Below are 12709 nucleotides of genomic sequence, written 5' to 3'. Positions count from 1 at the left end.
TTTGGCAAGATGAAGCCGGGCGGGGTTTGACGCGGCTTTGGCGGGGTCAGTCGGGGGTCAGTCGGGGGCGATGTCGAAATGCAGCACATCCTCGCGGGTGCCCAAGCGGGTATAGAGGGCGATGGCCGGGTCGTCGCCGTGATCGGCCTGCACATAGATGACCCAGCCGCCACGCGCTTTTGCGATGCTTTTGAGGGCGGTGATCAGGGCGGTGGCGATGCCGCGCCGCCGGTGGGTCTCGGCCACGGCCAGATCGTAGATGTAGAATTCCCGGCGTTCCTGTTCGAATTTGGGCAGTTCATAGGCGACGAGAGCGCCCACGACCTGCGCGTCTGAGACTGCGACCAGCGCGACACTGCCCTCCTGCGCCAGAAGCCTGTCGCGCCAGGCGGGGGCGGGGCGGGCGGAGCTGTAGCTCTCGGCGTCATCGAAGGCGGTGGCGAAGAGATCGAGCATGGCATTGAAGCGCTGCGCGTCGCCGGGGGCGAGGCGGTGGATGGTGATGGGGGGCATGGCGGGTCTCCGGGTGCGGGCGCTTCATGCTAGCAGGCGCGCGCGGGGGGTGCCAAGGCTTTGCACTGGGGCTGATGTAACGGTTTCATGTCCGATTTCCGCACAATCCCCGGCGCGGCCCAAAAACGGCATTGTATTTTCCCCCGTTTGCGCCCAATGTCACCCGGTAAGGGTGTGCCGCGCGCAGGCGGGGCGGCCCGAACGGAATTCGCTGCCGGGGCTGACGGACGCTGAACGTCCTTGCGTCGCCCCTTGGCAGATGGAGTGGCCGCAAGGCCGAGCGCCCGTGACGACTGTTTCAGCCAGCCGGGCATATGCATGAACCGCGCTGCGTCTATTGCGCCGCGCAACAGGAAACTTGATGACCGCTGTGACGCGCAGACTGCCCCTTTCCCTGACAAGGCCCGGCCTTGCAGGCGGGATTGCGCGCGCCTGTCACGGCAGGGTGTCATCTTCTCAGACAAGTCACGCTTCCGGCCCGTATCTGGCCCTGGTCTCTCATCCCCGTGGTGGGGGAGCGGCGCAGGCGGTGCGGCGGCGCGCAATGGATTTACATGGCACAGAAAATGCTGATCGATGCCACACACGCGGAAGAAACCCGCGTCGTTGTGGTGGATGGAAACAAGGTCGAGGAATTTGACTACGAGACCGCCGCGCGGCGTCAGCTTGCGGGCAATATCTATCTGGCAAAGGTAACGCGGGTCGAGCCCTCGCTGCAGGCGGCCTTCGTCGATTATGGCGGCAACCGGCACGGCTTCCTCGCCTTTAACGAGATTCACCCTGATTACTATCAGATCCCGGCGGCGGACCGGGCGGCGCTTCTGGCAGAAGAGCGCGCGCTGAGCCTTGATGGCGACGAGGATGAGGGCAAGCCCGCGCCGAAGGCGGAGGCAGGCAAGCGCGTGCAGCGCTCGTCCTCGCGGCGCAGACCCGGCCCGAAGGCCGAGCGCGCCACTGCGGCCGATCAGGTTGAGAGCCGCGAGATCTCGGGCATGGATATCGTCGAGCCGGAAGGCGACGAGGATCAGGGCGTGATCGAGGGGTTTGCGGCACCGGAAGCCGAGGCGGCAGATGTCGCCCCGGAAGCGGAGGCCGAGCTCGGGGTGGCGGAAAGCGCGCCCGAGGCGGCGGCTGCGGGCGAGCAGGATGAGCCCTACCGCGCGGCGGATCATGCGACCGAGATTGATGACCGGATCGAGGCGGTCTCGGATGGTGAGCAGGCCGAGGATATGCGCCCGCGCCGCAAGCCGCGGATGCGGCGCTACAAGATTCAGGAAGTGATCAAGGTCCGCCAGATCATGCTGGTGCAGGTGGTGAAGGAAGAGCGCGGCAACAAGGGTGCGGCGCTGACCACCTATCTGAGCCTTGCGGGCCGCTACTGCGTGCTGATGCCCAATACCGCGCGCGGCGGCGGGATCAGCCGCAAGATCACCAATGCTGCCGACCGCTCGAAGCTGAAGGCGATTGCGGGCGAGATCAAGGTGCCGGAAGGCGCCGGGCTGATCATCCGCACGGCGGGCGCGCAGCGCACCAAGGCCGAGATCAAGCGCGATTATGAATATCTGCTGCGGCTCTGGGAACAGATCCGCGAATTGACGCTGAAATCCATCGCCCCCACGCCGATCTATGCGGAAGGCGATCTGATCAAGCGCACGATCCGCGATCTCTACAGCAAGAATATCGACGAGGTGCTGGTCGAGGGCGAGGCGGGCTATCGCACGGCCAAGGACTTCATGAAGATGATCATGCCGTCCCATGCCAAGAATGTGAAACCCTATAGCGACCCGATGCCGCTTTTCGCGCGCTATCAGGTGGAAAGCTATCTGGCGGCGATGTTCAATCCGACAGTGCAGCTTCCCTCGGGCGGCTATATCGTGATCGGGATCACGGAAGCGCTGGTCGCGATTGATATCAACTCGGGCCGGGCGACGCGCGAGGGCTCGATTGAAGAGACCGCGCTCAAGACCAATCTGGAAGCCGCTGCCGAGATTGCGCGGCAATTGCGGTTGCGCGATCTGGCCGGGCTGATCGTCATCGACTTCATCGACATGGAAGAGCGCAAGAATAACGCTGCTGTCGAGAAGATGCTGAAAGACAAGCTGAAAAACGACCGTGCGCGGATTCAGGTGGGCCGGATCTCGGGCTTTGGCCTGTTGGAGATGAGCCGCCAGCGGCTGCGTCCGGGCATGCTGGAAGCCACGACCCAGCCTTGCCCGCATTGCCATGGCACCGGGCTGATCCGGTCGGATGACAGTCTGGGTCTGACGGTGCTGCGCCAGATCGAGGAAGAGGGCACGCGCGGACGCTCGCGCGAAGTGCTGGTGCGCGCGCCAAGCTCGGTGGTGAATTTCATCATCAACCAGAAGCGCGAGCATCTGGCGCAGATCGAGGCGCGTTACGGCATGGCGGTGCGGATCGAGGCCGATCCGCGCATGGTCAGCCCCGATTTCGAGATCGAGAAGTTCAAGACCGCAACGCGGGTGCCGGTGACGGCCAGCGAAGTGGTCTCGATCAGCACGACGCCGATGCCGGAGCTTGAGGAAGAGGAGGATCTCCTCGATCTGGAGGCCGATGCGGCGGAAGAGGATGAGGCTCCGGCGGCACAGGCCGCTGGCCAGGGCGAGGGCGATGGCGGGCCGCGCAAGAAGCGCAGGCGGCGTCGGCGTCGGCGTGGCGGTGGTCAGAACGGGGCCGAGGAGGGTGGCGCGCAGAGCGCTGCCGACGAGGGCGAGGACGAGGCGGTCGGCGAGGCGGCGGATGGTGATGCCGCTGCGGCGGAGGCGGTGACCGAGGCCCCGGCGAAGAAACCGGCGCGCAGCCGACGCAAGCGCGGCGGGGCTGCGGCTGAGGCGGCTACGGCGGGGGATAAGACCCCGGTCGAGGTGCCGCATGAGACGCCGAGTGAGGCTCCGGTGGAGGTACCGAATGAGGCTCCGGTGGAGACACCGACTGAGGCTCCGGTGGAGACACCGACTGAGGCCCCGGATGAGGCTCCGGTCGAGGCTCCGGTTGAAACGCCGGAAGGGGCCGGAGCGGAGATCGCGCTGGCCGAGGTCGAGGTGAAGAAAAAGCCTGCGCGCAGTCGGCGCAAGCCTGCGGCCAAGGCGGCAGAGCCTGTCGCGGCGGAAACCGGGGAACTGGCCGTTGCAGAGGCCGCGCCTGCGGCGGAGGCTGCGGAAGCGGCACCCGAGGCCGCGCCGGTGGCGGAGGCTGCGGAAGCGGCACCGGAGGCCGAGCCTCCGGCGGAGGCTGCTGAAGCGGCAGAGGCCGCGCCTGTGGCAGAGGTTGCCGAAGCGGAGGCCGCGCCTGCGGCGGAGGCTGCGGAAGCGGCACCCGAGGCCGCGCCTGCGGCGGATGTTGCGGAAGCGGCACCAGAGGCCGAGCCTGCGGCGGAGGCAGGGGACGCGGCAGAGGTCGAGCCCGAGACGGTGGGCGCGGCGACTGGCGACGAGGCGCCCAAGCCCGATACCCAGCCCAAGCGCAGCGGCTGGTGGTCGGCGCGCGGCTGACGGTCATGGAAGGGTCATGCGCGCTGCGACATGATCCCGCAGGCCACGCAATAGTGACGCCGGATCGGGTGACGATCCGGCGTCACTGTCGTATCTGGGAGGCGTGAGGGCAGGGGAAGAAGGCTAGGCGGGATGTTCGGGATTGATGTCTTTGACGCTGGGCTGATGGCGGCGCTGGTGATTGCTTTCGGGGCCGGGGTGCTCTCGTTCCTGTCGCCCTGTGTGCTGCCCATCGTGCCGCCCTATCTGGCCTATATGGGCGGGATCTCGATGCAGGAGCTGCGCGCCGAGGGGCGGGCCTCGCGCCGGGCGATCCTGCCTGCGCTGTTTTTCGTCATGGGGCTGTCTACGGTCTTTCTGCTGCTGGGCTTCACCGCCTCGACCATGGGGCATCTGTTCTTGCGCAATGCGGAACTGTTCGGGCAGATCGCGGGGGTGGTGGTGATCATCTTCGGGGTGCATTTTCTGGGCATTCTGCGCATTCCCTTCCTGATGCGCGAGGCGCGGATTGATGCGGGCGATCAGGGTGGTTCGGCTTTCGGGGCCTATATTCTGGGGCTGGCCTTTGCCTTTGGCTGGACGCCCTGTATCGGCCCGGTTCTGGGGGCGATCCTGACGATGGCCGCGACCGATGCGACGGTGACGCGCGGCACCTCGATGCTGGGGGTCTATGCGCTGGGGCTGGGGCTGCCCTTTCTGCTGGCGGCGATTTTCGTGCAGCGCTCGATGGGGCTGATGAACCGGCTGAAACCCTATATGGGGGTGATCGAGAAGGTGATGGGGCTTTTGTTGATCGCGGTCGGGATTGCGTTGGTGACGGGGGCGTTTTCGGCCTTCAGCTGGTGGCTCCTGGAGACATTTCCGGCGATGCAGCGGCTGGGGTGAGGGGGGCTTGTCTCGGGGATCGTTCCGGGTTACATATCGCGAAACGACGATAGGCGATTGATGCGGATGGGCACGGATACGGTTCTTATGACTGCACGCGATGACGAACGGCTGGCGGTGCTGGCCAAGGCGCTGGGACATCCGGCGCGGCTGAAGATCCTGATGCTGCTGGCGCGCACACCGGGCTGCATTGGTGGCGATATTGTCGAGGCGGTGGGGCTGGCGCAATCGACGGTTTCCGAGCATCTGCGGATCCTCAAAGCCGCGGGCGTCATCGAGGGCCAGATCGACCCGCCCCGGATCTGCTATGCGCTGGCCCCCGGTGCGCTGGCTCCATTGGCCGCGCTGATTGAAACACTGGATGCGGCGGCCAGTGATACGGCCTGTTGTGTGACCCCTGATCAGGACTGAAAGCCCCGCAAATGTCTGTCTTTGAACGCTATCTGTCGCTCTGGGTCTTCCTGTGCATCATCGCCGGGATTGCGCTTTCCAATCTGATGCCGGGGGTATTCGGGCTTCTGGCGGGGCTGGAATATGCCTCGGTCAATCTGGTGGTCGCGGTGCTGATCTGGGCGATGGTCTATCCGATGATGGTGGCGGTGGATTTCTCCTCGCTGGCCCGCGTGGGCGAGCGGCCCAAGGGCCTGATCATCACCGTCACCGTGAACTGGCTGATCAAGCCATTCACCATGGCGGCGCTGGGGGTGCTGTTCTTTCACCATGTCTTTGCCGGTCTGATCGCGCCGGAAAATGCGGGCCAGTATATCGCCGGGCTGATCCTGCTGGGCGCGGCGCCCTGCACGGCGATGGTGTTTGTCTGGTCGCAACTGACCAAGGGCGATCCGAATTACACGCTGGTGCAGGTCTCGCTCAATGACGTGATCATGGTCTTTGCCTTCGCGCCCATCGTGGCGCTGCTTCTGGGGGTGACGGATCTGAGCGTGCCATGGGAGACGCTGCTTCTGTCGGTGCTGCTCTATGTGGTGCTGCCGCTGGCGGCGGGGGCCTGGACGCGGGCGCGGCTGGTGGTGCGGGGCGGGGAGGCGGCGGTGGCGGAGTTCACCGCGCGGATCAAGCCTGTCTCGATGCTGGGCCTGCTCATGACTGTGGTGCTGCTCTTCGGCTTTCAGGGCAATGTCATTCTGGACAACCCCTTCCTGATCCTGCTGCTGGCCACGCCGATCCTGATCCAGTCTTACGGCATGTTCGCGCTGGCCTATTTCTGGGCGTGGAAATGGAAGGTGCCGCATGATGTCGCCGCGCCCTGCGCCCTGATCGGGACGTCGAATTTCTTTGAGCTTGCGGTGGCGGTGGCGATCGGTCTCTTTGGTCTGCATTCGGGCGCGGCGCTGGTGACAGTGGTCGGTGTGCTGGTCGAGGTGCCGGTGATGCTGTCGCTGGTCTGGTTCGCCAATCGCACAAGACACAGGTTTCCGGGGCAGGAGCGCCCGGCAGAAAGGTTTCCCGCATGAGCACAGTCATCTATCACAATCCCGCTTGCGGCACCTCGCGCAATGTTCTGGAGATCCTGCGCGCGGCGGGGGCGGAGCCGGTGGTGATCGAGTATCTGTCCGAGGGCTGGACGCGGGCGCAGTTGCTGGGCCTGTTCGCGGCGGCGGGGCTGAGCCCGCGCGCGGCGCTGCGGGTCAGCAAATCCCCGGCCGAAGAGATGGGGCTGACCGCGCCCGATGTGACCGAGGATGCGCTGATCGCGGCGATGGTGGCGCATCCGGTGCTGGTGAACCGCCCCATCGTCTGCACGCCGAAAGGGGTGCGGCTATGCCGCCCGTCCGAGCTGGTGCTGGATCTGCTGGAGGCCCTGCCGCCCGGCCCGCTGGCCAAGGAAGACGGCACGCTGATTCTGGATGCCGGGGGCAATCGTGTCTGATCCGCTTTCCGACCTGACGCTGCCGCAGCTGGATGCGGCAAGTTTCGCCCCGATTGACCGCGCGGCGCTGCTGCAGCCTGAGGTCGGCACCCATGCGCCGCGTATCCTGATCCTCTATGGTTCGCTGCGCGAACGTTCTTTCAGCCGCCTGGCGGCGGAAGAGGCGGGGCGCATTCTGACCCGGCTGGGGGCAGAGGTGCGGTTCTTCAACCCCTCTGGCCTGCCGCTGGTGGATCAGCCCGGCGCGGATATGGCCAAGGTGCAGGAATTGTGGGATCTGGCCGCCTGGTGCGAGGGCATGGTCTGGTCCAGCCCCGAACGCCACGGGGCGATGACCGGGCTGATGAAGACGCAGATCGACTGGATCCCGCTCTCTGCGGGCGCGGTGCGGCCCACGCAGGGCAAGGTGCTGGCGGTGATGCAGGTCTCGGGCGGGTCGCAAAGTTTCAATGCGGTCAATCAGATGCGGATTCTGGGGCGCTGGATGCGGATGATCACGATCCCCAATCAGTCCTCGGTCCCGAAGGCGTTTCTGGAATTTGACGAGGGCGGGCGGATGAAGCCCTCGGCGCTTTTTGACCGGACCGTGGATGTGATGGAGGAATTGGTGAAATTCACCCTGCTGACGCGCGACCGGGCGGGCTATCTGGTGGACCGCTATTCCGAGCGCAAGGAAAGCGCGGCGGAATTGTCGGCGCGGGTCAATCAGCGGAATTTGTGACAGGGTGGTCCCGCACGGGGCCGAGCGTCAGCTTATAGCCCAGATGCGAGGCGGTGAAGCCAAGCGAGTCGTAGAAGCGATGGGCGTCGCTGCGTGACCTGTCGGTGGTCAGTTGCACCAGCGCGCAGTTCTGCGCCCGGCATTGCGCGATCGCCCAGTCGAGCATGGCGCGTCCGATCCCCGCGTTGCGATGGTCGCGGGCCACGCGCACGGCTTCGATCTGCCCCCGTTTCGCGCCCGCGCGCGACAGGCCCGGAATGAAGGTCAGTTGCAGCGTGCCAAGGACCTGCCCGTCGCGTTCGGCCACGCAGAGGAATTGATTCCGGTCGGCGCTTATCTCGTGCAGCGCATGGCGGTAGGGGGCCAGGTCGGTGACATCCGTTTCCCGGCGGGCCCCGAGCTGATCATCCGCAAGCAGTCGGACAATCGCGGGCAGATCCGTTTCGACGGCTTTGCGGAAGATCAGGGTCATGGTGGCTCCGAAGCTGCTGGCGCGATATCAGATAGCTGTAGCGGCCTTTCCGAGGCAAGGATACTGCGCGTCTGACTGGGGGGCTGCACCATCTTTCGGGTCAGAAATCTGACGGGTGGGCAGGAATATCTGACATGGAACCGGGAAATACTGGTCGGAGTGAGAGGATTCGAACCTCCGGCCCCTGCCTCCCGAAGATCGCGCGCTCTGGCCAAGCTATTGTTTTTTAGTCAATAGAGCACTGTTTTCGCGGCCATATTTGCCAGCTTCGCAACGCCAGTTCGGGTTCGAAAGGTTCAATGAACCAAAGGGAACTATCTCACTTGGGGTCCGTGTAGAAGGAACCTGCTCCTTCAGCATACACTCGCAGATCGCTACCCCATCAGCCCAACCCGGCCAAGATGTGCCGTGTGTCCTCCATCTTTGTAAGAGCCGCGTCGAGTGCTGCACGCCACGCGCTCCCTTTATCGCGTGCTTCTGTCCACGCGTCACCGAGAGCATAGCGGTCCTCCTGCGCCAGGACAGCGATCAGAAACGCCGCCTGCGCACGGTCTTTGCGTGCTTTCAACACCATCTCACTATCTCTGCGCCGCTCGGAAACGATCAGCTTATGCACCGCATAGCGCTCGGGTCGCGGAATCTGGATCAATGCACCATCTCGATAGAGCAGTGGAACGGTGAGCGGTTCAGCGATCAGATAGTTCAGGAAATGCAGCGACTGCGCGCTGACACCCAGGGCTGGCAGGTCGCGTAAGCCTTCTTCGGCACTGAATGACGGTGTGAGGAATTCCACCAATGTCTGTCGGTGCGTTTGCTGCCATCGCCAGACCTTGTTCTTCTCGACCGCCGGCAATGGCGAGAACTCCAGGCTCTCGAACACCTCCGCGAGGGACGGATCGACATGATCACCGAGCGCAAGGGACAGACGCTCAAAACTGGCGATGTCGATGTCATCGGTCTGCGCAGCAGCATCAGCGCTGATGCGCACCCCCAGAACCCCCTCGTAATGGCGGAACGCCTGTGTTCCGACGACTGTGCCGCCGAGCCGGAACACGCCCGCGCGCGACATGGCCGTCAGGAGTTGGCCAGTGGCAAGGTCAGGGGTCAGGTATCCCTCACTCCGCAAAAGGCGGATCAGACGGGCAGTCTCGCGGCGTCGCGCCTGTGATTGAGCGCGATGGTCCTGATGATGCGCCAGACGTGTTCGCAGTTCGGCATTGTCATCGCCGATATAGCGCTCGACGATCTTGTCGCCCTGCCGATACCGGTCATACCAATATCCCCGGCCGTTCTTTTCCCGCAGGGTTGGTTTTCCGCGCAGGGTTGAGATCGCCTCTTCCTTCAGTAGTCGCAGCAAATCCTGCCAGGCCGACTGCCCGGTCAAACTATGAGGTTGGAAAGTGTTCTGCATCAGCGATTACCACACAGATGAATTATCGTGTGGTATAGCACGGCTCTGGTAAATTACCACACAAAGAATCATTCGTGCGATACCTTCCCGCATTTGAGTGCGCGTCTGGCCGAAGCAGGGGTCAGCATGGACGAAATCGCGCAATACCTCGGACATTCGGACATCAGGATCACGAGCAACACATATGCGAGGTATAGTCCTGAGCACCTGCAAAAGGCCGCAACAGCGCTCGAATTCGACTTCGCGTGCTAGCGCAGGGAGCCCTCTTGGGTTCACTGAACCAAAGCGCGCTATCTTCTTCATGCTCAAGAAGCAATGAAAACTGGTCGGAGTGAGAGGATTCGAACCTCCGGCCCCTGCCTCCCGAAGACAGTGCTCTACCAGGCTGAGCTACACTCCGACCGTGAGGCTGCTTTAGAAGAGGCGCGGAGCATTTGCAAGGGGGCTATGCGCCATTTGCTGCGCAGGGCGTCGGCGGGGGGCAGGGCTTTCCAAGGCGAGGTTTTTTGCCTATGGGACAGGAAAGGCAAGAGCGAGCGGGCAGACGCAATGGATCTGATCACCACGACCGAACAGTTGACGGAATTCTGCGCGCTGGCCCATGCGGCCCCCTATGTCACGATCGACACCGAATTCCTGCGCGAGCGGACCTATTATTCCAAGCTCTGCCTGTTGCAGATGGCCTTGCCGGGGCCGGATGGGGCGGCGAGCGGGCCTGCAGTGCTGGTCGATCCGCTGGCCGAGGGGCTGTCGCTGGCGCCCTTCTATGCGCTTTTGAAGGATGAGAGCACGGTCAAGGTGCTGCATGCGGCGCGTCAGGATCTGGAGATTTTCTATATCGAGGGCGGGACGCTGCCGCGCCCGCTTTTTGACACGCAGATCGCGGCGATGGTTTGCGGTTTTGGCGATCAGATCGGCTATGAGACGCTGGTGCGCAAGCTGGCGAAGGGGCAGATCGACAAAAGCTCGCGTTTCACCGACTGGTCGGCGCGGCCCCTGTCCGAGGCGCAGCTGCGCTATGCGCTGGCGGATGTGACGCATCTGCGGGTGATCTACGAGAAGCTGGCGAAACGGCTGAGCGAGACCGGGCGCGAGGCTTGGGTGGCCGAGGAACTGGCGACGCTGAACGACCCCGAGACCTATCTGACGCGGCCCGAAGAGGCGTGGAAACGGATCAAGACGCGCAATGATTCGGGGCGGTTTCTGGCGATCCTGCGGGAACTGGCGGCGTTTCGCGAGAACCATGCGCAATCGCGCAATATTCCGCGCTCGCGGGTGTTCAAGGATGATGCGCTGCTGGAACTGGCGGCGCTCAAGCCCAAGACCGCCGATGATCTGGGGCGCACGCGGCTTTTGCTGCGCGAGGCGCGGCGCGGGGAGATCGCGCAGGGCATTCTTGAGGCGGTGCGGCGCGGGGTGGAGTGTCCGGTGAAGGATCTGCCGCAGGCGGAGAACGGGCGCGAGAATCTGCAGGTCAATCCGGCGCTGGCCGATCTCTTGCGGGTGCTGCTGAAGGCGAAATCGGATCAGACCGATGTGGCGGCGAAGCTGATCGCTTCGGCGGCGGATCTGGATGCGCTGGCAGCGGGGATGCGCGATGTGGCCGCGCTGCGCGGCTGGCGGGCCGAGGTCTTTGGCGCGGATGCGCTGCGGCTCTGCGAGGGCAAGCTGGGGCTGGCGGTACGCGGCGACAAGGTGCAGGTGATCGCGCTTTAGGGTGCATCTCCACCCGCCTGGGCAGGCTGCGCCGCAGGTGCTGTCGACGGGGGACGGGCCTTGCGGCCCGTGGCCAGTCAGTGAGAGTATTTTTCGGCAAGAAGAAGCCGGGGGGGCGTGAAAGCGGGCTGTGGCGCAGGCTGATCGGGAAGGGCGCTGGCCCGGCGTGGCCCTGCTGCAACGGGGCGCGATGCCTGCGCCCGGTGATGCGCAGGAACGGCTTGCCAAGCGCCGGGTTGCGCGGGACAGTGGTTAAGATGGCCCATAAAGCGGCGGGAATCCGCCTCGCAAAGGCCATGATTGGTGATGAATTAACCAGTGTGAAGATTACCCGGATTCGCGCAGGGGAATGCCAAGATCATGTCTGAGCCCTCGTCACTGAAACCCGCGCGCACGCTGTTGAGCGTGACCGATCCCATGTCGAGCCAATATGACACGATCCTGTATCTGGTGCGACAGACCACCGGGGCGGATCTGGTGCAGATCCAGATTGACGGGATGCCGCCAGAACCGGTGCCGGCGGATCTGCAATGTCTGCAGGTGCCGCTGATCCACCAGGGAAGGCGCATCGGGGTGTTGCGGGCCTATGGGCGGGAATTTGTCTCGGGCGCGGCGCATCTTCTGGCCGGGTTTGCGGTTCTGGTGGTCGAGCAGCACGCGCTCTGGTCGCTGGCGCAGCTTGACATGCTGACCGGCGCGATGACGCGCCGCGCTTTCATGTCGGAACTGGGCAATGCAGTGGCCACATGGTCGCGCGCGGGCACGCCCTGCAGTCTGATCGCTTTCGATCTGGATCATTTCAAGGCGATCAATGACACGTATGGGCATGGCGCGGGCGACAAGGTGCTGCGCACCGTGGCCAGCATGGTGCGCTCGGAATTGCGCCCCTGCGACCGGCTGGGGCGGCTGGGGGGCGAGGAATTCGGTGTCCTGGTGATCGCCGATGCGGGCGCGGCTTTGGATATTGCCGAGCGGCTGCGCGCGGTGATCGAGGGCACACATCTGCGCGAGCATCCCGAGATCAGCTTTACCAGTTCCTTCGGGGTTGCGAGTTGCGGTGAGGCGGCGGAGTCGCGCGACACGCTGATTTCCGCCGCGGATGCGCGGCTTTACGAGGCCAAGGCGCAGGGGCGCAACCGGGTTGTGGGCGCACCGGGGCTGGTCAGCGCGGCGGCATTTGGCTGATTGCGCGGGCTGTGCGCCAAGGAAAATCTTCTGATTACGAAATTGGGGCTTTGATTGGCGGGTGATAATCCATAAATGGACTGCATGTGACCGCAGTGCCGTTTCCGGGCCTGTGGCGAAGGGAGAATTCTGATGCTGAACAATATCGGTCCCGCAGGCTTCATCATCATCGCGATTGTGGTGCTTGTGCTCTTCGGGCGCGGCAAGGTCAGTGCCCTGATGGGCGAAGTGGGCAAGGGGATCACCTCGTTCAAGAAGGGCCTGAAGGACGGGTCGGACGAGATCGAGAAAGCCCCCGAGGATGGCGCGCAGAGCGCGCGCGACATCACGCCTGAAGCCGATAAGGATAAAGCCTGACTCCGGCTTTGATCCGCGACCGGGGACAGGGCCGGAACTGACAGCCCGGCGC

At 64.3% G+C, this 12709-nt stretch carries 13 protein-coding genes and 1 tRNA gene; 10 read left to right on the top strand and 4 right to left on the bottom strand.

Annotated elements, in window-relative coordinates:
- Positions 1 to 57: 57 nt before the first annotated feature.
- Complete coding sequence (locus BG457_RS11405) at positions 58 to 513, bottom strand: AAC(3)-I family aminoglycoside N-acetyltransferase (RefSeq protein WP_071797275.1); 456 nt, start codon at positions 511 to 513, stop codon at positions 58 to 60.
- A gap of 554 nt (positions 514 to 1067) precedes the next feature.
- On the opposite strand from BG457_RS11405, the gene BG457_RS11400 reads away from it, so the two are divergent.
- From BG457_RS11400 to arsH, 6 genes are all read left to right on the top strand, one after another.
- Positions 1068 to 4022 carry an Rne/Rng family ribonuclease gene (locus tag BG457_RS11400; protein ID WP_071797274.1) on the top strand — a complete coding sequence of 985 codons (2955 nt, stop codon included), beginning with the start codon at positions 1068 to 1070 and terminating at the stop codon, positions 4020 to 4022.
- 132 nt (positions 4023 to 4154) lie between these two features.
- Positions 4155 to 4907: a cytochrome c biogenesis CcdA family protein gene (locus BG457_RS11395; protein ID WP_071797273.1), complete on the top strand. Its 753-nt coding sequence runs from the start codon at positions 4155 to 4157 to the stop codon at positions 4905 to 4907.
- A gap of 87 nt (positions 4908 to 4994) precedes the next feature.
- A complete protein-coding gene (locus BG457_RS11390) occupies positions 4995 to 5318 on the top strand; it encodes an ArsR/SmtB family transcription factor (protein ID WP_139257710.1) in 324 nt (107 codons plus the stop codon).
- A gap of 11 nt (positions 5319 to 5329) precedes the next feature.
- Entirely contained in the window at positions 5330 to 6379 is a 1050-nt protein-coding gene (gene arsB / locus BG457_RS11385) for an ACR3 family arsenite efflux transporter (RefSeq protein ID WP_071797272.1), read from the top strand.
- The gene (arsC, locus tag BG457_RS11380; protein WP_071797271.1) at positions 6376 to 6795 is read left to right on the top strand and encodes an arsenate reductase (glutaredoxin); all 420 of its coding nucleotides are present in this window, start codon (positions 6376 to 6378) and stop codon (positions 6793 to 6795) included. The genes arsB and arsC overlap by 4 nt, the downstream gene beginning before the upstream one ends.
- Complete coding sequence (gene arsH, locus BG457_RS11375; RefSeq protein WP_071797316.1) at positions 6788 to 7516, top strand: arsenical resistance protein ArsH; 729 nt, start codon at positions 6788 to 6790, stop codon at positions 7514 to 7516. Before arsC ends, arsH begins: the two co-directional genes overlap by 8 nt.
- Here arsH and BG457_RS11370 read toward each other — a convergent pair.
- Together BG457_RS11370 and BG457_RS11365 are read right to left on the bottom strand one after the other, a co-directional pair.
- On the bottom strand, positions 7497 to 7988 hold the full coding sequence (locus BG457_RS11370) for a GNAT family N-acetyltransferase (protein WP_071797270.1): 492 nt from the start codon (positions 7986 to 7988) through the stop codon (positions 7497 to 7499). The genes arsH and BG457_RS11370 overlap by 20 nt on opposite strands.
- 382 nt (positions 7989 to 8370) lie before the next feature.
- On the bottom strand, positions 8371 to 9399 hold the full coding sequence (locus BG457_RS11365; RefSeq protein ID WP_071797269.1) for a nucleotidyltransferase family protein: 1029 nt from the start codon (positions 9397 to 9399) through the stop codon (positions 8371 to 8373).
- A gap of 27 nt (positions 9400 to 9426) precedes the next feature.
- Here BG457_RS11365 and BG457_RS20735 point away from each other — a divergent pair, with 27 nt between their 5' ends.
- A complete protein-coding gene (locus BG457_RS20735) occupies positions 9427 to 9651 on the top strand; it encodes a tyrosine-type recombinase/integrase (RefSeq protein WP_425434924.1) in 225 nt (74 codons plus the stop codon).
- A 71-nt stretch (positions 9652 to 9722) separates the two neighbouring features.
- Here BG457_RS20735 and BG457_RS11355 read toward each other — a convergent pair.
- A tRNA-Pro gene (locus BG457_RS11355) sits at positions 9723 to 9799 on the bottom strand.
- Positions 9800 to 9948: 149 nt separating this feature from the next.
- Here BG457_RS11355 and rnd point away from each other — a divergent pair.
- The 3 genes from rnd to BG457_RS11340 all read left to right on the top strand — a co-directional run bounded on the left by rnd (position 9949) and on the right by BG457_RS11340 (position 12657).
- Positions 9949 to 11115, top strand: a complete 1167-nt coding sequence (gene rnd / locus BG457_RS11350) for a ribonuclease D (RefSeq protein WP_071797268.1) — start codon at positions 9949 to 9951, stop codon at positions 11113 to 11115.
- Between the two features lie 360 nt (positions 11116 to 11475).
- Positions 11476 to 12300 carry a GGDEF domain-containing protein gene (locus BG457_RS11345; RefSeq protein ID WP_071797267.1) on the top strand — a complete coding sequence of 275 codons (825 nt, stop codon included), beginning with the start codon at positions 11476 to 11478 and terminating at the stop codon, positions 12298 to 12300.
- A 132-nt stretch (positions 12301 to 12432) separates the two neighbouring features.
- The gene (locus tag BG457_RS11340) at positions 12433 to 12657 is read left to right on the top strand and encodes a twin-arginine translocase TatA/TatE family subunit (RefSeq protein WP_071797266.1); all 225 of its coding nucleotides are present in this window, start codon (positions 12433 to 12435) and stop codon (positions 12655 to 12657) included.
- Positions 12658 to 12709 lie beyond the last annotated feature (52 nt).

This window comes from Natronohydrobacter thiooxidans (genome assembly GCF_001884735.1).
Classification (GTDB): domain Bacteria; phylum Pseudomonadota; class Alphaproteobacteria; order Rhodobacterales; family Rhodobacteraceae; genus Roseinatronobacter; species Roseinatronobacter thiooxidans_A.
This window is presented reverse-complemented; position numbering and strand designations above follow the sequence as displayed.